Origin of the sequence: Yersinia sp. 2540 StPb PI, assembly GCF_052217165.1 — a bacterium.
In the GTDB taxonomy this organism is placed as follows: domain Bacteria; phylum Pseudomonadota; class Gammaproteobacteria; order Enterobacterales; family Enterobacteriaceae; genus Yersinia; species Yersinia enterocolitica_E.
This window is the reverse complement of record NZ_JAZGQC010000001.1, coordinates 5074867-5098656: the sequence shown is the minus strand read 5'-3', so window position 1 is coordinate 5098656 and position 23790 is coordinate 5074867. Positions and strand designations below refer to the sequence as shown.

Genomic DNA, 23790 nt, shown 5'->3' with positions numbered 1-23790 from the left:
GCGGATAGCAAGGAGAGATGTGTGAGGCGACTGCCCAGGATAATATTTGCGACAGGCGCCACAATGATTGTTGTGGTGGCACTGTTGGTCAGTGGGCTACGCATGATGCTGCCTCTCATCAACGACTATCGTCTGCAAATCGTGGCCAAGGTTCAGTCCATCAGCGGTATTCCACTGGAAGTGGGGTTCATGCAGGGATCGTGGGAACCGTTCGGCCCAACGTTGGAATTGCGCGATATTCGCGCTAAATTGCCGAAAGCCGATTGGCAGGTGCAGCGGGTGACCCTTGCGCTTGATGTGTGGCAGTCACTGTTGCACTGGCGCTGGCAGTTCCGCGATATGACCTTCTATCAGTTACAGTTAGATTTGAACACCACACTGGATATGCAGCAAAACAGCAGCCGCAATCTTGAAGCGAGTAATCTGACTGATATCTTCTTGCGCCAATTAGATCACTTTGATCTGCGTAACAGCCGTGTCTCATTCCTCACCCCATCTGGCCCGCGCGCTGAATTAGAGATTCCACAGCTCACCTGGCTTAACTCCCGGAACCGGCATCGCGCCGAGGGGCAGATTAGCCTGTCGACCATTAATGGTCAGCACGGTGTGGTGCAGGTGCGGATGGATCTACACGATAATCAGGGCATCCTCAATAATGGCATGGTCTATATGCAGGCCGACAAGATCGACCTGAAACCGTGGATCAGCCGCTGGCTGCACACCAATACCGGGCTGGATAATGCGGAATTTAGCCTGGCGGCCTGGCTGAGTATCAAGAGTGGCACTATTTACAGTGGCAATGTGTTACTCAGTGAGGGGCAGGCCAATTGGACTGTCGCGGGCAAATCACATCAGTTGGCGGTAGATAATTTTGTGTTGGAAGGCCGCCGTCAGGGTAATGGCTGGCAGGTTGATGCGCCGGAGCTAAGACTGAAAACCGATGGTCAGGCATGGCCTAAAGGGCATTTATCTGCCCTGTGGTTACCGGAAAACACGCAGTTTATTGGCCCAGACCAATCCCAGGAGTTACGCATTCGCGCCGCCAATATTCAGTTGGAGCGGGTGGGGCCACTGTTACCGACCTTGTCACTTTTTACCCCTGAGCTGATGAATCGTTGGGCGGATTTGCGGCCACAAGGGAATATCGATGCACTGGCATTGGACATTCCTATCAGCCAACCAGAAAAAACCCGTTTTCAGGCCAAATGGCACAATATCAGTTGGCAACAATGGGATTTGTTGCCGGGGGTTAATAATTTTGCCGGTGCGCTGAGCGGTTCCGCAGCGCGTGGGCGGTTGGATATCAATCTCAAAGACAGCCTATTACCCTATGGTGATATGTTCCGCGCGCCGCTGGAAGTCAGTCAGGCCAGTGGTGCAGTCAACTGGCAGATTGATGATAAAGGCTGGGAACTGTGGAGTGACCAGCTCGATGTCCGAGCTAAATCGCTGTGGGGCAACGGCAGCTTCCACTATCAGCAACCTGATATTGGGCAGCCATGGCTGAAAATCCTGACCGGCATCCGCCTGTATGATGCGGCCGATGCATGGCGCTATTTCCCTGAACCGCTGATGGGTAAGAAGTTGGCAGATTATCTGACCGAGGCGTTACAGGGTGGGCAGGTAGACAACGCAACACTTATCTATAACGGCAATCCTCATGATTTCCCTTATAAACATAAAGAAGGCCAGTTCCAGGTTTATGTGCCACTGCGTAACGCCACCTTCCAATTCCAACCAGATTGGCCTGCGTTAGAGAATTTGGCTATCGACCTCAATTTCCTCAACGAAGGTTTGTGGATGGATGCCCCTCACGCGATGTTGGGTAAGGTCACTGGCAGTAATATCAGCGCGATTATCCCTGACTATCTGAAAGAAAAGCTGTATGTCGACGCCGAAGTGGTTGGCGAAGGGCGTGATATTCATGACTACTTTACGGCGACACCACTGCATGATTCTGTGGCGGAAACACTGGAAGAGCTGCAAGTCGGCGGTAAAGTTAGTGGGCGCTTACATTTGGATATTCCGTTGGAAGAAGACCGTATTACCCACGCCAGCGGCGAAGTGACGCTCAATAACAACAGCTTGTTGGTGAAGCCATTGCAAAGCCAACTGGAAAACATCAGTGGCAAGTTCCGCTTCAACGATGGCAATCTTGCTAGCGATACCTTATCTGCTAACTGGTTTGGGCAGCCATTGGCGGTTGATTTCACTACGCAAGAGCAGCCAAAAAACTTTTTGGTGAATGTTGGGTTGCGTGGTGACTGGTTACCGGCCAAGTTGCCCGGTGTTCCCGCTGATGTTGCGAAATTGCTCAGTGGTAGCGCCAATTGGCAAGGCAAAGTCGCCGTACAATTACCGAAAAATGGCAAGCCAGGCTATAAAATTGATCTGACGGCTGACCTGAAGAAAGTAAGCAGTCACTTACCTGCTCCACTAGATAAAACAAGTGGTCAGGCATTACCCATGCATGTACAGGTGGTGGGGGGGCTGGAGGCGTTTACCCTCTCCGGCAGTGCTGGCAGCAACAATACATTCAACAGCCAATGGTTGTTGCAAAAAGAACAAGTAGAGCTGGCGCGGGCTATCTGGCAATCCGACAGCAAAAAAGTCCCGCCACTGCCGGAGGATAAAGGTTTGGTCCTTAAACTACCGGCACTGGATGGTGAGAGTTGGTTGGCGTTGCTGGCACCGGAGTTTACCAGTGTCAGCGCACCTTTTAGCGCATCAGTACCACCAAAAATAAAAGGCAATAAATCCAATGTCATCCTTCCTACCCGGCTGACTTTACAGACGCCACAGCTTTTGGTCGGTGGGCAGGCTTGGCACCAACTGACACTGCTGGTTGAGCCATTATTAACCGGTACTCACGTCACGGCAAAAGGTCAGGAAGTGGATGGTAGCCTGCTGATGGCCGAACATGGGCCATGGCATGCTGATATCGATTATCTTTATTACAACCCGCAATGGACCACGCACGAAGCACAAGATCCTCTGGCGCAAGCTGCGTTGCAGGAGCCACAAACTGCCAGTAAAATTTCATTCCGTGATTGGCCTGCGCTGCAATTACGCTGCAAATCTTGTTGGATTCTGGGGCAAAATGTCGGGCGTATTAACGCAGATCTGACGCCGAAAGGCTCGGTGCTGGCGTTAACTAACGGCTTGATTGAGGCTGGCAATGGGCGGGCTAAAGTTTCCGGCCAATGGCAGCAAGACAGCAGTGGTGATAAAACCGCGCTTAATATCGCGCTGAGCGGGCCAAAAATCGATGAAACCATTTCGTTCTTCGGTCTGACAACCCCGATAAAAAATGCCTCTTTTGATATCAATGCCGATGTTAACTGGCGTGGAGTCCCGTGGCAGCCACAGATTAATACCCTGAATGGGACATTAAAGAGTAGATTGGGCAGAGGCCAACTGAGCGATCTCGGTGGTGGGCGCGCCGGTCAGCTACTGCGTTTGGTCAGCTTTGACGCACTATTACGTAAGCTCCAGCTTGATTTTAGTGATACGTTTAGTCGTGACTTTGCGTTTGATTCTATTCGTGGCACGGCCAACATTAAAAATGGTGTAATGCACACCAATGATTTAGTGGTGGATGGATTGGCGGCCGATATTGCCATGAGTGGTAATGTGGACTTGGTTAAACGCCAGATAGCCATGGAAGCGGTTATTACACCAGAGATTTCTGCCACTGTCGGCGTCGCAACAGCCTTTGCGATCAACCCAGTGGTTGGGGCTGCGGTATTTGCGGCCTCGAAGATATTAGGGCCATTATGGAGCAAGGTTTCGCTGATTCGTTACCAGATTACCGGTAGCTTGGATCAACCAACCATCCATGAAGTATTACGCCAGCTAAAGGAGAGTAAGGCGCCATGAAAAATGCCAATGTTGCATTATTGCAGTTATGCAGCGGTGAAAATACCCGTGACAATCTGGCTCAAATTGAGCAGCAGATCAAACAGTTAAACTCTGGTATTAAACTGGTTATGACGCCGGAAAATGCCCTGTTATTTGCCAATGCTGCCTCTTATCGGCACCATGCCGAGCAACATAATGACGGGCCGCTGCAACAGCAAATTCGCGAGATGGCACGCCATTACGGTGTGTGGATTCAAGTTGGCTCCATGCCGATGATAAGCCGCGAGTCACCGGAGCTTATCACTACCAGTAGCTTGCTGTTTGATGACCAGGGCGAACTTAAAGCTCGTTACGACAAAATTCACATGTTTGACGTGGATATTAACGATATTCATGGCCGCTATCGTGAATCTGATACTTATCAGCCGGGTGAACAACTGACGGTGGTTGATACACCGGTAGGCCGCTTGGGCATGACGGTTTGTTATGATTTACGTTTCCCAGGCTTATTCCAGGCTTTGCGGGCGCAGGGGGCTGAGATTATTTCAGTGCCGGCGGCCTTTACCAAAATGACCGGTGAAGCTCACTGGGAGATTTTATTGCGCGCACGGGCGATTGAAAACCAGTGCGTGATACTGGCCGCAGCACAGGTAGGGCGTCATGGGGCCACCCGCCGCACCTGGGGCCACACTATGGCGGTTGATGCCTGGGGTAAAATATTAGGGCAGAACCCAGATGCGGTTGCTGCCTTAAAAGTAAAAATTGAAACCACAGGTTTGAATACTATCCGTAATCAGATGCCAGTGTTGCAGCACAATCGCTTCCTGCCATCTCCGTTGCCGTCATCGCATAAACCATCATCTAATTAAAGAGTGAAAACTATGAGCCTCTCGTTTGTCAGTGAGCAGTTACTCGCTGCTAACAAGCTGAACCATCAGGACTTGTTCTCAGTGTTGGGGCAATTGTCTGAACGCCGCCTCGATTATGCTGACCTGTATTTCCAGTCCAGCTACCACGAGGCCTGGGTGTTGGAAGACAGCATCATCAAAGATGGCTCGTACAATATTGATCAGGGTGTGGGTGTGCGCGCGGTCAGTGGTGAAAAGACCGGTTTTGCTTATGCCGACCAAATCACCCTGAATGCTTTACAGCAAAGTGCTCATGCCGCACGCAGTATTGTGCGTGATAACGGTAACGGTAAAGTGCATACCTTGGGCGAGATTCACTATCAGGCGCTCTATCCGCTGCTCGATCCACTACAAAGTTTGTCACGCGAAGATAAAATTGCGCTGCTCCATCGGGTCGATAAAGTGGCCCGTGCTGCTGATAAGCGGGTGCAGGAAGTCAGTGCCAGTTTGACCGGCGTCTATGAGCAAATCCTGGTCGCGGCCACCGACGGCACGCTGGCGGCAGATGTGCGCCCATTGGTGCGGCTGTCGGTCAGCGTATTGGTGGAAGACAACGGCAAACGCGAACGTGGTGCCAGTGGTGGTGGTGGTCGTTTTGGTTATGACTATTTCCTCGAAACGGTGGACGGTGAAGTGCGTGCCGATAACTTTGCCAATGAAGCGGTCAGAATGGCACTGGTAAATCTGTCGGCTGTTGCCGCCCCTGCCGGTGCTATGCCAGTCGTCTTAGGCGCAGGTTGGCCGGGGGTGCTGCTGCACGAAGCGGTCGGTCATGGTTTGGAAGGTGATTTCAACCGCCGTGGCAGCTCAGTCTTCAGCGGCCAAATGGGTAAATTGGTGGCGTCAGAACTGTGTACCGTGGTGGACGATGGCACTATGCAAGGCCGCCGTGGCTCGCTGGCTATCGACGATGAAGGGGTGCCGGGCCAATACAACGTGCTGATTGAGAACGGTATTCTGAAAGGTTACATGCAGGATAAGTTGAACGCGCGCCTGATGGGCGTTGCACCGACCGGTAATGGCCGCCGTGAATCCTACGCGCACTTACCAATGCCACGGATGACCAATACCTATATGCTGGCCGGTAAATCGACACCGGAAGAGATTATCGCCAGTGTGGAATATGGCCTGTACGCACCTAACTTTGGCGGCGGTCAGGTGGATATTACTTCCGGCAAGTTTGTGTTCTCAACCTCCGAAGCGTACTTAATCGAAAAAGGTAAAATCACCCGTGCGGTGAAAGGGGCCACTTTGATTGGTTCTGGCATCGAAGCCATGCAGCAGATTTCGATGGTCGGCAATGATTTAGCGCTGGATAAAGGTGTCGGCGTTTGCGGCAAAGAGGGCCAAAGCCTGCCAGTTGGCGTTGGCCAACCTACTTTGAAGCTAGACAATCTGACGGTGGGGGGCACGGCGTAGGGGTTGTTTATCACTCATTCCTTCCCTAATGATAGGAAGGGATGAGTCAGTACGTTAAACGATCAATATTAAGCACAAAAGCTGGTGTTATTTATTAAGCGTGTTTCATTTTATCGTTGAGTGTTTCAACAATAAAAGCATTAATCGATACTTGATGTTCGGCCGCAGCATGGCTTAATCGGTCACCAAAAGATTCTGGGTAGCGCAAGGTAAATGTCTTGATTTTTTCCTGACTTGCGTAAGGTTCTATACCACTACTCTGGCAATCATCCAAATATTCACGTAAAGAAATCTCCCCTTCTTTTTGTAGCCCCTGAATGCTATCAGAGACAAAATCACAGTATCCAGATAGCCCTAAAAATTTCCCACGGAACATTCCGATTTCAGGAACATAAGTGATAAGGGCTGCTTGCCCGGCGACATTCATTATATTAGGTGCTGCTATTGTTTGGGACATGGCTTAACTCCTATGCTCTCTAACCACTCTCGCAGGCTGACTACTGCGCCTTTGTCGGTATCGGGGGATGGATGAGGCCGATGAAATCTGGCAATACTGTTATTGAGCCGCAATCTTACTCGTGAACCGCTTCCCTGATTGATTTCTCCACCCAGAGCTTTGATGAGTGACTCAATATCAGGCCACTTTATTCCTGTTGGGGTGGGGGACTTAAATATTTTTTCCAGTGTGTTCTTTTGTTTATTCCTCAGATTGGTAACTACACTTTTCATGTGATCTTCCATGATGTCACTATGTGAAGCCATTGTAAGGAGATTGAAAGTGAAGTCAAGTTGTGAAGTCGTTTTGAATGTGTCAGGTAGAGCGTTTTCTTCACTTTGGTTCTTACTGATAATTTAGCCCAGCAGATTAATCATACTGGGCATATTATATTAATATTATTAATACGGTAACTTTTTAAGTTTTTTCATATTTTCCTTTATCCTGCCCCTGAAAAATGTAGTTTCTTCTGAAGAAAGCATTCTCTTATCTTTCCATTTGAAATTGAGGTTTTTAGCTCCTATAGAAGGGATCCATTCATGAATTCCTGTTGGTGAAGCTATTACTTCAGATGCTTTGAGGTGGTTCTCTTTAAGTTTTATAAGCTTAGATTTATTTTCATTATTGCCCTCATATTTTCCAGATTGCATCCCACGCTCGAGGTCTCTTATACCTTCATAACGTATATGTCCTTCACTTTTAATTTTGAAACTTTGTGCAGTATGTATTTGTATTTCAAATTTTGCTGAGTTATCTGGTAATGTGAAGTTAGCATTAATACCTCTGTATGCTTGAGATTCATGAAATGTGTTTCTGAGGAGAACAGCTTTATATCCTTTTCTTGCTAAGGTATTTAATGTAAATACAACATTTGAAACAAATTCCTGCTCTTGAGTTAATGATATACTCTCATCGTTTCGTCCATATGGAAAACCTATAGTGTAACGCAATACATCGTTCATCTCATGTGGTTCAGCGATTGTTAATTTTTCAGCTAAGGATTCTTTTGTTTTTAGTCTATACTCTCTTCCATAAAGCTCAGCTCCTAATTTATAGGCTATTTCATCGAGTATTTTTGTTGCCTTTGGTTCATGTTTGCTAATTTTAGAAATCATTTCCTTTGCAATACTTAATCGCATATCTTTACTTTTCTGAAACCCGTTTCCATCAAAGAAATTTACCGGATTATTACTGACCATCCTGAACAAATTCAGCCCATCAATGGTTCCTGCCGGATCGGCATTGAGCCATCTTCCCAGCCACGGCAGATAATAGCGGAAGCCATAATAATATAGGCTGGTGGCATCGCGCTCTTTACCGGAATAACGCACAGTTTTATATTTCGCTTCCAGCGTATTACGCGAGGCAAATACCGCTGTACCACCAAACGGGTAATACTCTTCCTGGCTGATAATATCGCCGTTATGGTCCAGCTCTAATAAACTGGAGCCAATTTGGTTATCAAAGCTGTAGCGCAATTGATTATTAGCAATATCATCCGGTTTACCGTGTTGCCACAGTAATACCCGCACCTGGGCGCGACCCGCGGCGCCGACGGTTACCACCTGAAAATCTTCCGTCAGCTTATCGTTATTATGCTGAGTGCGCAGTTCCAGCCCCGGCAAATACACTACTTTGCTGGTTTGGCGTTGCTGAATACTTTGCTTAACGATGCGCATGCCATCACTGCCATACAGGTAGCTTTCGTAGTCATTGTCGTCGCCATCACTGCCATACAGGTAGCTTTCGTAGTCATTGTCGTCGCTATCACGCCTAACGGTAATCACCTGTTGCAACTGATTGCGGGCGTCCCATTGCAGCGGCTGGCCGGGTTGCAGTTGTTGTTGGTTACCGGCGGCATCAAACTGACTGCGGATATCAGCGGCAGTTAACCCATCCTGCTGTTGAATGCCGTGGTTGCTGGTATCGGATACTGTGATGTTTGTGGTGTAGTTGCTGGCACCGGTATGCTGGATTTTCAGCAGGTTACCGGCGCGGTCATAGCTGTAACGGCGGGTGTAATTGACATATTGGTTGCCGTCAGTCAGTGAGACTAAGTCGGGCAGGTTGGCACTTTGCGCGCTGTTTTTATCGGATTCACGGCCGGTGGCCTCAATCAACTGATACAAGGTGTCATAGCGGTAAGTGGTTTCCGGCACGATTTTTTGATTGCGGTAGAAGCGGGTGGCTTCGGCATCATTATGGATAGCCAGAATATTGCCAACCGGGTCATAGTCGTAGCGCAGGTCTTGCAGCAGGGTTGGCCGGTCTTTCAGGGCCGGACGGGTGGTTTTAATACCGATAAGCCGTTGAGTTTGTGCTTCATAGCGATATTCAGTCACCACGCCATTGCCACTCTCTTCGCGCAGTTTTTGCCCGGCAGCGGAGTAGGTGAGGGATGCTACAATCACCTGTTTAGCTCCGCCATTCAGTGTCAGCCAACTGCCACTGAGCTGACCGGCGCGGTTATAAGCCATCTGCTGGGTATGGCCTTTGGCATCAGTCTGGGTCAATGGCTGGCCGAGGGCATCGGTGGTGCCGCGAGTGATAAACTGTTCATCGCTAAGGCGGGAGGCCCAGCTTTGTTCGTCATCAAACCAGTCCACCGGCCCGAGGGTGTCGGTGAGCAACTGGCGCTGTTGTTGCAGTGGCGCAGCGGTGATAGACAGGCTGATAAGCTGCTGTAATCCGGCGGTATCGTAATGGCGGATGCACTGGCCGTTGAGGTTGGCGGCTTTATGCTGTTGGCTGTTATCTGCGTAGAAGAAGCGGTCGGTAATGGTTTTCTGCCCCGCTTCAATGTGCTGATGATGCTCCAGCGGGCGGCCCAGTGTTGGCTCATAGGTAACCCAACTGCGGGTGCCTTTGGCATCCAAACTCATCACTGGCCGGCCTTCAATATCAGCCAGTTGCAGCAAGGTGCCATTATCGACACCCTCGGTGCGCAGCGCGGTTCCGGCAAGGTTATACTGATAGCGGAAGTTATCGATTTCAAGCCGGGCATCACGGCTGGCAATCAGTTGCCCCAGTGGATTATAACGGTTGCAAGTGATCAGCTCATCGGCTGCCTGACTGACATCAGCGCGGTTATAGGCCAGTGCACGAATACCCAGCCCGCGGTTATCGCTGATGGCGATGGCGGGGGTTGGTGCGCTCATCGAGACATTTTTAGACATAAATTTATTCCTTGCGTTGTTGTAAGAAAAATAGCGCTGACTCACGGTTAGTATTGCAACGGGTCAGTACCAGACGGGTTTGTTCGACATACTGCGGGTAGTCACCCCAGGTTTTCACATTAAACTCCGGCATTTGGCACGGTGGTAATAAAGCAGTAGGGAAAGGCAAACACTCATTTATGGTTACCGATGGCTTGCTGCTGCATGCGGATAACATCATCAGGCACAGGCTCATCAGCACATTTGTTACCTTTTTGTGCCGCACGTAAGCGTTTTTGTAGTTCACCGCTTTTTTCTCCCTCAATACGTTCTTGTTCCTGAACTTTTTGCAGGTAGCTGGTAGTGAGTAAAATTTGCTCATTAAGTCTTTGATTAATCTCGCCAAAACGAACTAGTTGGGTATTTAGCGCGACATTCTCCATATTCAGTCGTTCCAGGGTTCGGCCGGTTTGTACCAGCCACATCACGATAGCCACCACCACCAGTGATAGGGCGACTTTGGCCAGTCCGGGGAGTATGCGTAAACCAATCATGGGTAGACCTCTCTGGGTAGTTCAAAATGTGGGCCATCTTTAAAGGTTTTCCAGTCACCACCCCATTGCAGCGGTAGTTCCATCTCTTTGGCGGCTTGCTTCATCGCTTTTGCCACCTGATGAAAAGTGCTCCAGTCTTCCCATGGGATCTGATTGTTAACCATCGGGGCCAAATCGACGGCATGACCAGTCAGATGGCGACTATTAAGGGTTTTGCTGCTGCCGTTACGCACCAATTGGCGCTGGCGCTCAGGGGTTCGAATTCCTTCGATAACACGAAAATCGATAGTGCTAAGGGTTAATGCACGGCGCACAATTAATACCAGGTCGGGATGAATGCCGCGTAGGTTATGTTCGCTAATCTGACCAAAGCGAAACTGTGGTTTATCCTGTTGCATAGTGACCTCTGTTATTTAGGAGGGTTATGGTGACCAAAAAAACGGTTCCAGATATATTGCAGGGCAGTGCTGCCCATGGCGCCAAACAGGCCGGCAATGGCAAAAGCCATATAGGGACTTCCGCCACCTTCGAAAGAGAACAGGCCACCCAGCAAGCCGGTAAAACTGGAAACAATGACCTGACTTATCACCGCAGCCCAACTCCATTCGTCCTCTTGGGTATCCTTATTCAAGATGTAGCGAACCAGACCTCCCCAGGCTGAAAGAACGCCGATAATGACCCAGGTCAGAACAAAGTTATCGCCGGGGGCCAGTAAGTGCATTTGGGTTACCTTTGGTTGTTAGCCATCAGTGGCCCTGACCGCCAATGTATGCCGATCAGGGTTAATGGCTGATAGTGTTAGTTTTTAGCTGCGCTGACTTCTGCTGCGGTATCGTTTTCATCCTCACTGATCACAAACCACGGGAAGTATTGCGCCCGGCGCAGATAACCTTTGGCGGTAATTACCTTGATTTCACGCCCCAGTGGGTCGTAAACATGGGTATCGGCATAGGTATCTTTGCGGGCGCTGTCATCACTGATGTAACGCCAGTTATCAAGGAAGTAAGGTTGATAGGCACGGATGGCCAGCCCTTTATTGTCATACTCGACCCGGCCAGAAACCGCCCAACGCGAGGTTGTATTACTGACAGTTATCCCGTTGTTGTCGGTTTGCAGCCGGCCATCTGTATCGCGGATATAAGCTTCGCCAGACTCAACACGTTGTGCCGATTGCAGCACACGACCAAAACCATCACTGCACACAATCACTTGCTGGTGCTGTTGTTTTATCGCCTCGCGATCGTAGCTGTCAGTGGCTACGGTTATGGCATGAGGCGGGTGGCGTTCTTGGCTATCGTGAATTTCCATACTCATATATTCATCTAATGGATACTTACCTTGTCGCAGCCAACGGCGTGAACCCAGAGCGCAGAGATAACCGTCTTCCGTGAGGAATTGGTTTTGGATTAAGGTGTTAAAATCCAGTGAAGAATTGTTGAGCCATCCATCAACAAACTCATTGTCCGGTTTTATCATCCAGCTAAATGGCTGATAAAAAGAGAATTGAGCCACAGCGACTATCTCATTCTCTTTGGCAATCGCCTCTTCGATGCTATTTGGTGCAGTAAAGGGTGCCTCAGTGAATCCGCTGTCAACCACGCGGCCCTGATGTAATTCCGTACCCCAAAAGCGTGAGGAAGTGACCCGGCCAAAGGCATCCAATGCCACCTGATGCAGGTTATCGTTGATATCAGTCAACTGGTACGGGGTGATAAAGCGATAGTCATATTCGGCTGTAGTGGTACTGCCATCAGCCAGCGTGATGGCGGTAACAGCACAATTGTGTCGATCCCAATGTAGATGAGTTTTACCCACTAATTGAGAGCTCTGCTGTGACCATGGATGATAGAAGTTGCTGGCACCGGCATACTCAGTGAAGCCACGGCGGGCCACCCACACAGAGATCTCTTCATTATGATCAAACAAACGTGGGGCAAGGGTGTAACCTGCGGCTCGCAGTTGCTGACTCTGTTCTCTATAGGTCGGTAGCATCTTATTTAGCGCAGTGAGTGAACTGTCATCAAACTCAGCGGTTTCGCTATAAATAACCAGCCCTTGCAGCGGGTATTTTTGGTGATAAAACACTTCATTTTGGCCAGCAAAAACCTGTTCAAGTGGTGTGCCAAGTCTGTTTTCTTTATCTAACACAACTTCATAATTCAGGCCATTAGCCGGGACTGCATCAGCAGCATAAGTCAGTGCATCGCCGCGTTGCTGCCACGGCAGGCCGAGCAGTAATCCGTTGTCCTCAATCACATGCCGGTAGGATTGCTGGCTTTCGCTGATGCGCAACAGCCGTTGTTGTTCGTCATAACTGCTGGCCCAGTGCTGGTCTGCCAACCAGGAGTAAGGCGTCACTTTGTCCTGAGGGCGGCGCGGATAATTGATAGCAGCCGAGTGCAGCGGATGACCATATTCATCACAACGCAGCACAATTTGCTGGCTGCATTGTGGGTCTTGCGCAATGCGCTCATAGTGGTAACTGAGTTGCTCCAGTGACATTGGCATTACGATGGGTGAGACCGCGCGGCTATCCGCCGCCCGTACCTGCCGCACCTGATAGCGGGCGCTACTGGTGGTGTAAGGCACGTCGTTCAGGCCATAGAGTTCGCTGTGCAACAGATTGCCTTTCAACGCCCGATACAGCCAATAGCCCTGTTCTGGTGTGATGTCTGCCAGTAAATCATCAGTTTCAGATTGACGATTGAATTCAGTGAGGCGGGTCGTGGCTGGCCGATATGCCTGGTCATCTCCCTGCCAATATTCTGCTTGATAGCGGGTTTCATCATCAGCACGGCCGGTATGGAACCAACTGCGAGTGAGCGACGGTGGCGTGCGTTCCTGAGCGGAACCCTGGGCATCAACATGGGTATCCAGCGTATCCACACGGCCAAAACCACGGAACTCGCGCTCGGCACCATCATAAAAGCCGTGGTAGTAATAAGCTTGCTGGCTCAGGCTATTTTGCGTGATTTCATCAAATTGCGTGGTGCGCGCCAACAAATGCATCGGGAAAGGTAGGCCACAGGCAATTTTCTGTTTTTTACTGGCCGCCGCCGCTTTTTCATCCAGCCAGAACTGCGCTGAACTGCGGTAGGACAAGCGGCTCTCAGCCCCCATATTGTTATTGACGGTGGATAACAGATAAGGCTTGCGGGTCGTGAAGTCGTAGCGCCAATGGCGATTTACCATATGTGGCACACTCAGCAGCAGGCTGGTGACCCCCAGACCTTGTACATCGGCTAATGTCAGTTGGCAGGTGTTATCGTAACGAACACCGTGCGGCAAGGGCAGTTTCAGTGGGGCGGCAAAACTATTCCCGCTCTGATTGCGGTAAATCAGCAGGTGATCGCTGTTGGCATAGATCAAATCAACGCTGCCAGAGCCGTCGATATCTGCCAGCCAGATATGTTGCGGGTTGAAACTGTCCACCGGCTGATTAAAACCGCTCAATGTGACCGGTTTGCCAAAGGTGCCATGACCTAAGTTCGGCCAACAGGTGACGTTATTGTGGCGCACCCGCATCAGGTGTTGCTGCCCGCTCCCCAGTGGATCACTGAAAGCCACTAACTCAGCATTACTGGCACCGGGGATCGGCAGAACGATGGCAGGGTCTTGATAGACTTGCCGCGCGGCAGCAAAACCATCGCGCTGATTAGCATACAGGCGCACACTGTTCGGCCCGATCAACGCCAGATCAGATAAGCCATTGCCAATCAAATCCGCCAATTGGGCTTGTGGGTGGAAATACTCGGCGGGCAATGCAGACAGCGGGGTGAACTGGGTCCAGCTTTGATCAGGGTTACGGCTGTAATAACCCGCCAGTCCCGGTTGGCTGATAACCCAGTCCAGACGGCCATCGCCATTGATATCCATCAGGCTGGCACTATCACGCAAGGTAGGGATAGTGGGCAAAATTTGTGCCGCGCCGAAGCTGACGCCATCTTCACTATCCGCGGTGCGCACTGGCGGGTGATAGCGCCAACTGCCACTGTCTTGATACAACATGCCCGGCAACCCTTCACCGTTCAGGTCAACTAACTGATAATAGGGGCTAAATTTGTCCCATTCAGGCATCGCCTGCCAGTGGTTCTCTGCGCCAGTTTGCAGCTCCTGATAATCAAATTCCAGTGGCGGTAAGGTCAGAGTGGTGCCGTCTGTTTCATGGGCCACTTGCTGGCAACTGATGAGCTGGCTGGCATACGGACTGGCCAGATAGTTCAGGCGCAGGCGAGCCACCAGTGCCGCATCGCTTTGGTTTTCATCGCCAGACAACAGTTGTAGGTTATGGTACATCAAGACCTGTTGGCACAGGCGGCGAGTGCGGACTTCAAAACCGTATTCGTAACGCGAGAAAGGATCCTGCCGCTCTGACCAGACAGCATCTGAATCACGTGGTGGAACCTCAGATAAGGTATTTGGGCGTTCGCCATAATCAAATACCAACGTAAATAGCCACTTGTCGTCTTGGGGGCGCGTTTTTTGGCCGCTAAATAGCGTCTCGCTTGACGTCAGATTGCCGTAGCGTACTTGCTGCAAATAACGCTGAGCGCTGGCTTGTGGATGAGCAGCACTTTCTGCTGCATCAACGTGGGCGTCATCTTCACCTTGATAGTCATAGCAAATATGCTCGCCGGTGGCGGAGATAGACTCTTCCAATAACCATTCTGCGATATGTGCTGGATGCTCAGCAGCGGCAATATGTGCCTGTGGGGTTATACCCAGATAATGCTGCTGGCCATCAGTGCTGTAAACCCGCCAGAAAGCGGTTTGGTTGGATGTGGTGTCTTTAGGCTGCCAGAATTCGATACGAGCAAAACCGCCCTCTACGCGCGGCTGATATTGGGTAACGCTAAAGTTATTTGATGCACTATCTTGATATTTAAATTCGCTGTCTGATTTAGAAACGGCAATCAGGACTTCACCATTGGGACCAATAAACTCATCACGACTATCATAGTGAGGGACGCCACGCTCGGTGCGACGGCGAATCGCCATTATTCCCACATTCCAGCCGAGGCCGAACGGGCCATTACCGCTGCCACTGCTGTAACTTAATGCCAGTGCCGGTGCATAGCCACGGCCAGCAGAAATAGGCAAAGGCACGGTTAAGCTGGCTAATCCACTTGAGCCGATAGCACCCAGTGATTCCCCCATTCCTGTCATAGCACCGCCCCCTTTAGGGAGCGATAATGGCGCTACACCAATCTGTTGTTTGTTGTTTTCCATAATGGACTCCTGTCAGGCCTCCTGACGAAGGCCTGTTGGGTTAAGTAAGTAACTGCGGTTTTAGGAACGGATGGTGTAGCGAATGTGCAAAATGATATCGCTCAGGCGTTGTAACAGCTCCTGTTGCGTTCCGTTCGCATTCGCATTAGGGAAGCGCAGCTCGAAACTGCCATTATCGGTAATATCAATCCCTTCAAAGGGCAGGTACTTACCATCGTTGAAGTCCAGTTGGAACTGGCCACTGTCATTCATGCCGCGCGAAATGGCGATAGCCTCACAGCCTTTGGCGCAGGTTGTCTTATCCCCGGTGTAGCTCAGAACGGCTTGTACATCCTGATATGGCCCTAACACCGCAGGCAGTGTCACGCTAACCTGTTTGATACGACGTTTTTTGCCCAGTTTCATGGTTGCCGGGTAGTCTTGCTCCAATGCCAGATCACGGATGTTGATTTTGGCGCTTAAGATGCCCTCTGTGATGCTAATAGGATCACCACTGGTATCCTGTTTGGCATTGATAGCATCAGAAATTGCGCTGGATAAATCAAAGTTATTGGTGGTAGAGCGATGATAAACTTGCGCCAGCGAAATGGTACGATCCACTTCTAATGCGCGTTCATCTTCCATCAGCCAGATATTTTCCAGTTTTTGCAGATTCAGCATCAGATCTTCACCGGCCAGCAGCCCTTGATATAGATCATTCCAACCTGAGCGCGCGAACAGATGCTGTGTTTTGCTGGTGTCGATATCACGTTCCAGTGCACTTTTTGCCATCAGGCACAGTGGCTGCGCGGCATCGAACAGTTGGTAATACAGACCAGACAGGCGGCCAACCATCCAGTTGTACAGCTCTTTACCGCTAAAGCGGGTGCTCTGCATTTGGTAAACGGCCTGCGCGTGGGATTGCTCCATTTCAGCCAGATTGCTCTGTTTCTGCGCCATTGAGATCTGAAGATCCAGCCCGACGAGCTGCTCTTGCAACTGCTCAACATCTTTCTCGGCCAGGGTTTGCTGTAACTGCCACTCTTGCGCACGGCGCGCATGGTTGGCCCTGATATCGCTGATGTTTGCCCCCTGTTCGATGCCATTGGCGGTGATCTGCATGGAATAGCCAGTGGCTTGTGCAACCGCTCCCCAACGAGAACCCCCGTCAGCGAGCCCGAAGATATTAGGTGCCAGATCGAGTGCTGCTCCGACACTGATTGGTGCTATCGAGCTCATATTCAGAACATATGCAGCAGTACGGGCTGTTAAAACGTTCTGCTCATCGCTGGAAATACCCTCTTTAATTAATTTCTTATAGTAATCCCGGCGTTCTTCGGCGCTGCTTTTCATCACTCGGGTGGCTTTACGGCTACTTTGCATAAGTTCGATATTGGCATTTTGAATATCGCGGGTTTGCTGCAATACCCGTTGCTGTTGTTGTTGTAACAGTAGCGTCAAGGCTTCGTTATCTTGTTTCTCTAACGCATTTTGTAATGAGTTACCAAACTGCATCACTGAGTTGACGGCACCTTTGGCTCGTTCCAACAGCAGGGGGAAACGGTACAGGCTGGTGGCAACAGCAGTTGGGGTCAGAGATGTACTGATCCCGTCACCGGCAGTGTGCTGGCGTTGTAACTCTTTTGGATCAATCGGGGTTGCAAACAGCGGCAGATACAGCGGTTGCCCTTCCAGGCTAAGATTATGGCGCAGGTTATACAGCAGAATGTCGAGCCTATCCCAATAGGAAAGCAGCACTTCGTTGTACGGTGGCAGGAAGTTGCCGTCTGATGTGTTGCCGGAGATGGACTTCGCGTTATCTTTTAAACTCAGATCGTTCCAGTCATGTGCGACAGTAATTTCAGGGCGTGGCCCTAATAATTGGCTGGCCTGCACGTAATACATCTTGGCATCAACCAGAGTGTCGCGCTCCAACTGACGATAGGACTGATTACCACGGGCAATTAATACATCCAGTGTGCGCATAAAGACCGCTAACTTATATTGCATCGGATCTTTCATGGCAATAACGTCAGGGTCGGTTGTTGCCAGTGTGGTATTGCTGTCCCAGTCAGTATCTTTTTGCAGTGGCAATATATTCCAATAGCGGGGTTTATCGCCATCCGTTTGTAAAACACCTTTTTCATTGCGATAGCCGGCACTATTAAACAGGAATTTTAACCAGCGTTCGGCTTCATCAAAGCGTTGTTCGGTAAGGAAACGGGCAGATGCTAATAATGGAATATGGAAGAACAGTTCCCACAGATAAATGCCATAAGACTGGTAAAAGGCTTTCAGAGTAACGGACTCATCTTGTAGGTTGTAATCAAAAAACTTGTCGATGCTGACTTGTAAGTTACTGATTAAATCCAGAGGATCGCTTACCCCCAATTTCGTTGGTTGGTCAGTAATAATAATATTTGAGCCATCAGAGTTACTTTTCCTCGCAGGTATTTCCCAACTGAAGGAAATATGTGTAGGTTTTTCTTTTCCATTCAGTGTAGTCCCCTCTATTATTTTATTTTCAATTCTTTCTACTGAACCATCTTTAAAATGAATGTTTATATGGGTGATGGTGATATATTCAGCACTTATTGATGTTGATCTAAACGTCCTCAGTTGATGCACTAGTGTCGTGGTTTCATTATAAACTAATGTCAACGCCCCTTCTGCGGTTAATCCTGTTGGGTTCTCTATTGTGTTTACTTTATAACGATAACCAATCCCTTCAGTATACTCACCATCTATTTTATTTAATTGATCAATATTAAACTTGTTAATGTCATTTTCTACTTCATATTTACCATTATTTACCCAATTGTCATCATCATTTTTATAACAAAAGTTAATATAATTGATGGTTATTTCTTTGTTATCTGCTGATTTTCTAACCTCACTCGATGCCCATGAGAGATGCAATCTATTTCTTTGCCAAAAAACGGTAATATGATCTTTCTGTGAACCATCGATATTACTATTAACTGCCTTCCATTCTGACCAAATGAATTGATTTTTATTTACAGTGCTATCTTCTGCACAACTGCGCCAAAAATACTGATAGGGTTTTTCTTTAGTGCGTCCAATAAAGAAGTGGGTATCTTTTTTAGGTGTGACCAGGTGGCTGATGGTATCCAATCGTGCTAGTTTTTCATAGCTAATCAGATATTTTTGCATCGCTTTCGTCACTGAATTCTCAGTCAATTTAGCCTGGTTAATACTTTGTTCGAACTCGGTAAACAGTTCTGTTTTATTATAACGTAAGGTCGGATCAATATAATCGGCAGCATAGTATTTCAGCTTTTCTTTACCCGCCCAACGAGAGTAACGTTTATTATAAACACTCCAGTTATGCAGGAAGTTATCCGTGCTGAAATGCCTGGCAACTTTATCGGCGGCCGCGTCAGGTTCGGCCCCGTCAATACAGCGTTCAATATAGAGTTGCAGGCTGCTGATAGCTTCGGCAACTTTTGAGGTTTTTACCTCGCTGCCAATTTTGGTATCCAGCAGCAGGTGTTGATACAATTCGTCAGCAGTTTTAATTTCTTTGCCAAATGTTTTTTTGGCCAGGGCATAGTTCACCAATGCGTCACGGCGTGATTCACTGATTTTTTTCAATACGATAGCATTAGACATAATGTTATATCCTATAAGTTTTTAGATTTAAATTAGGTATTACAGGCTGGGAAGAAAGCTTTCAGCCATTATTTCAATCACTGATTTGTCATCATTAGTACCTAATGCTAAAGATTTTAAATTCAGTACATCTTTGTCGGTGATTTTTAGTTGGTCGATCATGTTCATGTGTTTACAGAGTTGGTTTACAGCCATAAAATTTACTGGATATTGTTCAGGGAAGATACTGGCAATCATTTCGTTAGCTTGTTGCTTATCCCAGCCATGAATTTTGACTAGCATCCTTTCTTCTGAAATATTAATTTCAGTAATTATTTTATTGTTGTTTTTTATTTTTTCTCTAAGTGATTCTATCTTTTTATCTTCCTGGGTTTTATCAGAATTAATTAAATGCAAGGAGTCATTTAACAGTTGTATTCTTAAGATTTTACTCTGTTTCTCCTTGTTTTTAACTTCCATTTCTGATATTAGTGTATTACACTCTTCTAGATATTTTTCTTTTTTTCTCTTGTTCACTTCATTATCACCAAAAATACCGGTGCCGAAGAGATCATTAGCTTCTTGACTACTTAAGATGGTTATTTTTTTAATTAAATCTTTTTTTTCAGCGATGGATAATGCTATTTTTTTTATTTCTAAATTCAAGTTATGTAATAGTTCATTTGATAATTCAAGCTCTCCTGATATTTTTTTCCGTTGATCATCGATGGGTTTTAGTTTGCTATTTTCTTCTGCTAATTGCTTTTCTAATCCCTTTTGTTCTATCTGTAACTGATCCACATCAGTGTGAGAGCTGAATAATGAGAAATAACGTAATGCCTCAGAGACTGGCACTGTTACCTGCTGTTGCCAGGCTTTAAATTCAGCCAGTAAACGCAATGATGATAGGCTAATGTGTAATGGTTGTTCATCGCCATTGAACAATTTTGGTTGCAACAGTAATGCAAGATCTTGCTGAGTCAATCCAGCCCATTGAGCGATCAGCACGTACTGGCTCAGTTTTTGGCATTGAGTCACCAACAGTGGATGATGTTCCAGTTTTTCCACTGTTGGGCGGTTGCTAAAGATCTCAATAACAGCCTGATTGAATTTTTGGGCAGTAAATTCACTATCATTGCTTTCCAGCCAACTGACTAAACCGGCGACCACTTCTGTTTTCAAATGGAAACCGGCAGCCAGACTGCGATACAGATTCTGTTTTAATAAGGTAGCATCAGCTGATTCATCCACCGAATGGTAGATATTGGAGAGGAAATTAAACAGCTCCGGTGTGGCGGTTTTGCTGTATTGGGTGGTTAACATGGCGTTGAGTGCGGCAAGATCCAGTTTTTGCTCACTCATCCATTGCACAATATTTTCCAGTAGATTGACGGTAACCAGAACCTGAGATGCATTCTTTTCAGCCATGTTCTGGCATGCTTCAGGTTTTCCGCATAAGGTGAGCAACATTTCCGCTTGTGCGGCGCTCAGGCCAAACAGAGATGCGATAGTCGCCATGCGAGGCTCTTTCTGATCATCAGCAGTCACCTCTTGTTTGCCAGCCATCATGGTAAACTTATCAGCCGACAGACCATATTGGCGATTAAGCCGCACATACTCAGATAGTACTGGCAGAATCTGTTCTTCGTTTACACCGCCATCTTGAATACTGGATACTAACGTATTGAGCTGATCGACACTGAGTTTAGTCGCATGGGCCAAACGTTGACGGTTGGCCTCTTGTGTCGGCTTGGTTTTAAGCAACTCATAACTGACTGGATTTAGCCCTAATTGTTCCTGTACCAACGCTGGGGTCAGTTCTAATGCTTGTATATCAGCATTGTCTGCCAACAGAGCTGCAATATTGCGCAAGTTGGTTGATTGACTCTCCAGTACCGCATTGATGATAGTGAGATTATCATCATAAGGCAGGGTGAATGAATCATCGGCAGAGTTAATTGTCGGAACCGACAAGTCTGATAAAGTGATCCTTTCCCGCAATGTTTCCAGCAAAATATCCAGTGTGGAAACTTCTTGCTGCATCATGGTTTCGCTCAATTCCAGACTATTCAGATCCGGGCGACGTTTATCAATATGCAGTGAGTTCTCTTCGCTGTGTAGCTCTTGCGCAACGTTGTATAGCTCACACAAATAGCGGACTGGGGAGAATATGGATTGAATCGATGCCGGATCGACATATTTATCTGTTCTTTCTGGAATAGCATTGTCGGCCAGTGCTGTACCTGAGTTCCGCCGAGGGGCTGCCTCTTCGAAGATATGCATTTTTTTGATTCCATTTAGCACAGGATCACTACGTAATTGCTGTGCGCGTTGCTCCGCGTGATTTTTATTCACTTTAATTGACGTGGTATTATTTGTTTTATCTTGCATAACCTACCTCTATCTCTTTAGGGGATGAGAGAGCTCAACATAGCGATAGACTGAGCTCTCTATGGGAACAGTAATTTTTATTAATTTCTAACTTTCACCTCTCGCCATGATAACGATGAGTTTGCTCGCACATACTTGATAAAAGACTCTTTACAGATAGCTCTACTTTTAAAAAAAATATAATAGTCAATGTTGAAATTTATATTTTTATCGCAGCTTATATTGGAAGCACGATAGTTCACTTGTTTTGTATTAAATCCTTCTACTGTCAGTGATATACCTGCCCCTTTTTTGATTAAATTATGTCGAGTTCTGGGGTCATCAACGTTTAATACATTTCCTCTGAAACCTTGTTTTTTCATATGGTTTAAAAAATTCTTAAAACAGCATGAAGAGGAAAAAACAGTGCTTTGTAGTAATGTAAGCTGTTTTAAATGCGCTGATTTATTCGGTAATCCGTTTATATGTGATCCGTATAGCAAAATTGCTTTACAATTGGTGGCTAATCCCACATCAAAACCACAGTCTTTTATTTCTTTGGTGCTTAATATTATATCTAGCTGATTTACGTCTGGAGTGTTCTCCTTTAACGTAATGTTACAGTTGCCGGAATCTAAGAAGTAGTCACACAGAAAACCTGCATGTTCTGATTTAAGTTGATGCGTACCAATATTGATCGTGCCACTTTTGTTTTTTTTGCAGGCCGTGCTAAGTTCAGTTAAACAGATGTACGCAGGGTAAATGTCATTATAAAGTGCTTCTCCCATATCCGTTAGTTTTAGCCCAGTGGTTGTACGCGTGAATAGTTTAAAACCAAGTTCATCCTCGAGTATTTTTATACTCCTGCTCATTGGCGGCGGTGTGGAAAATAATTTAATGGCCGCGTTGGTCAGCGAGCCTTCCTGAACCGTAGTAATAAATACCAGCAAATTTTTTGAGAGAAACATATGCACCACTTTGTTGTAGTTAAATGCGCCATATGTAGACTGCAATATATATTGATATATAATTGTTAGTCTATTTCACATATTGGAAAGGTAGTGGTGATTTTTGTCAACTTGTAGGAATAACATGCATTTACAATCCAATAATAGGTCGGATTATTATCAATGGGATATTTCTCAATCAGATGAGATTAATTCTTATATTGCTATAGAGCATTATATCGCTAATACCTCTAAAGAGGTATTAGCGATATCCCTGATATACCTCAGCCACTCGTTTAAAGTACTCGGTCAAATAGTCGATACAGACCTGAACTTTAAGTGGCATTTTATCTTTCTCGGTATAGAGTGCATATACTGGGCGCGGATCTGAATGGTATTTTTTAAACAGTATTTCCACCTCGCCGCGTTTAATTTCCTCTATTACCCACATTAACGGTGCGTAAGCGATACCGGCACCCGCTTTAAGCCAACAGATCATGGTTTGTGAGTCATTGGTGACAAAGCGGCCCTGGGGCGATATTTGCGTGGTAATACCTTCTGGTGCGATTAGCTCAAAGTTACTGTCTGGTCGCACGCTATATTCCAGCCAGGAGAAATTGGTCATATCACTGGGTTTTTCTGGTGTGCCATGTTGTGCTAAATAACTTTTGGCGGCGCAGACCACCATCGGCATGGAACCAAGGCGGCGTGAAAATAGCCCCGAATCCTGTAATGCACCAACGCGGACCACCACATCTAAACCATCGGCAATTAAATCCGGTGCCGGAATGCCGGTAACCAGATTAACGGATAGGCCGGGATACTCTTTCAACATCTCTGCTGTCATCGTTGCCAGTACATTTTGTGCCATCGTTGATGAGCAGCCGATGCGTAAGGTTCCGGTTGGGGTGTTGTTAAAGGCATAGAGTTGTTCATGGACTTCCTGTACTTCCTGCAACATGCGCCGACAACCCTGATAGTAAATTCGGCCTGCCTCAGTTAAACCAATGCGGCGAGTACTGCGGTTAAGCAGCTTAACATTCAGCTCGGTTTCCAGTTTTGACACTGTTTGGCTAATCGACGACACGCTCATTTCTAACTGCCGTGCGGCGCCAGTAAAAGACCCACATTCAACCACCTTGGCAAATACTGACATCCGTTTTAGTCTTTCCATGGTCCACCCTGAGTTGATTGCTAACGCTTGATTGTTAACTGTAGCTTAAAAGTGATTTAGATCACACATCGTAGATAAGGTGATAA

At 47.5% G+C, this 23790-nt stretch carries 15 protein-coding genes; 3 read left to right on the top strand and 12 right to left on the bottom strand.

From position 1 onward, the window contains the following. The first annotated feature begins 21 nt into the window (after nucleotides 1-21). The 3 genes from yhdP to tldD are packed head-to-tail and all read left to right on the top strand — an operon-like array spanning nucleotide 22 to nucleotide 6188. On the top strand, nucleotides 22-3879 hold the full coding sequence (gene yhdP, locus V1956_RS23730; RefSeq protein ID WP_442825766.1) for an AsmA2 domain-containing protein YhdP: 3858 nt from the start codon (nucleotides 22-24) through the stop codon (nucleotides 3877-3879). Beyond that, nucleotides 3876-4730, top strand: coding sequence for a deaminated glutathione amidase (gene nit1 / locus V1956_RS23725; protein ID WP_372560396.1), 855 nt, complete (start codon nucleotides 3876-3878; stop codon nucleotides 4728-4730). Before yhdP ends, nit1 begins: the two co-directional genes overlap by 4 nt. A 12-nt stretch (nucleotides 4731-4742) precedes the next feature. Next, on the top strand, nucleotides 4743-6188 hold the full coding sequence (gene tldD / locus V1956_RS23720) for a metalloprotease TldD (RefSeq protein ID WP_083162204.1): 1446 nt from the start codon (nucleotides 4743-4745) through the stop codon (nucleotides 6186-6188). A 94-nt stretch (nucleotides 6189-6282) separates the two neighbouring features. Here the strand turns inward: tldD and V1956_RS23715 are convergent, their stop codons facing one another. The 12 genes from V1956_RS23715 to aaeR form a co-directional block, all read right to left on the bottom strand. Further along, nucleotides 6283-6645 (bottom strand): type II toxin-antitoxin system HicB family antitoxin, encoded by a 363-nt coding sequence (locus V1956_RS23715; RefSeq protein ID WP_226715787.1) that lies wholly within the window; start codon nucleotides 6643-6645, stop codon nucleotides 6283-6285. Next, nucleotides 6630-6917: a type II toxin-antitoxin system HicA family toxin gene (locus V1956_RS23710; protein WP_226715789.1), complete on the bottom strand. Its 288-nt coding sequence runs from the start codon at nucleotides 6915-6917 to the stop codon at nucleotides 6630-6632. The genes V1956_RS23715 and V1956_RS23710 overlap by 16 nt, the downstream gene beginning before the upstream one ends. A 168-nt stretch (nucleotides 6918-7085) precedes the next feature. Then, nucleotides 7086-9860, bottom strand: a complete 2775-nt coding sequence (locus tag V1956_RS23705; protein WP_442825765.1) for an RHS repeat-associated core domain-containing protein — start codon at nucleotides 9858-9860, stop codon at nucleotides 7086-7088. Between the two features lie 4 nt (nucleotides 9861-9864). Next, nucleotides 9865-10077: an Rz1-like lysis system protein LysC gene (gene lysC / locus V1956_RS23700; protein WP_420075121.1), complete on the bottom strand. Its 213-nt coding sequence runs from the start codon at nucleotides 10075-10077 to the stop codon at nucleotides 9865-9867. Then, on the bottom strand, nucleotides 10034-10393 hold the full coding sequence (locus V1956_RS23695) for a DUF2570 domain-containing protein (RefSeq protein WP_372560401.1): 360 nt from the start codon (nucleotides 10391-10393) through the stop codon (nucleotides 10034-10036). Before V1956_RS23695 ends, lysC begins: the two co-directional genes overlap by 44 nt. Next, the gene (locus tag V1956_RS23690) at nucleotides 10390-10791 is read right to left on the bottom strand and encodes a M15 family metallopeptidase (RefSeq protein ID WP_442825764.1); all 402 of its coding nucleotides are present in this window, start codon (nucleotides 10789-10791) and stop codon (nucleotides 10390-10392) included. Before V1956_RS23690 ends, V1956_RS23695 begins: the two co-directional genes overlap by 4 nt. Nucleotides 10792-10802: 11 nt before the next feature. Continuing rightward, a complete protein-coding gene (locus V1956_RS23685) occupies nucleotides 10803-11114 on the bottom strand; it encodes a phage holin family protein (RefSeq protein WP_420071340.1) in 312 nt (103 codons plus the stop codon). A gap of 77 nt (nucleotides 11115-11191) precedes the next feature. Next, nucleotides 11192-15622 (bottom strand): SpvB/TcaC N-terminal domain-containing protein, encoded by a 4431-nt coding sequence (locus V1956_RS23680; protein WP_442825763.1) that lies wholly within the window; start codon nucleotides 15620-15622, stop codon nucleotides 11192-11194. 60 nt (nucleotides 15623-15682) lie between these two features. Then, entirely contained in the window at nucleotides 15683-19234 is a 3552-nt protein-coding gene (locus V1956_RS23675; protein WP_442825762.1) for a neuraminidase-like domain-containing protein, read from the bottom strand. Between the two features lie 39 nt (nucleotides 19235-19273). After that, on the bottom strand, nucleotides 19274-21604 hold the full coding sequence (locus tag V1956_RS23670) for a Tc toxin subunit A (protein WP_442825761.1): 2331 nt from the start codon (nucleotides 21602-21604) through the stop codon (nucleotides 19274-19276). 80 nt (nucleotides 21605-21684) lie between these two features. Continuing rightward, entirely contained in the window at nucleotides 21685-22551 is an 867-nt protein-coding gene (locus tag V1956_RS23665; RefSeq protein ID WP_442825760.1) for a LysR family transcriptional regulator, read from the bottom strand. A gap of 241 nt (nucleotides 22552-22792) precedes the next feature. Further along, nucleotides 22793-23704 (bottom strand): HTH-type transcriptional activator AaeR, encoded by a 912-nt coding sequence (gene aaeR, locus V1956_RS23660; RefSeq protein ID WP_372560409.1) that lies wholly within the window; start codon nucleotides 23702-23704, stop codon nucleotides 22793-22795. Nucleotides 23705-23790 lie beyond the last annotated feature (86 nt).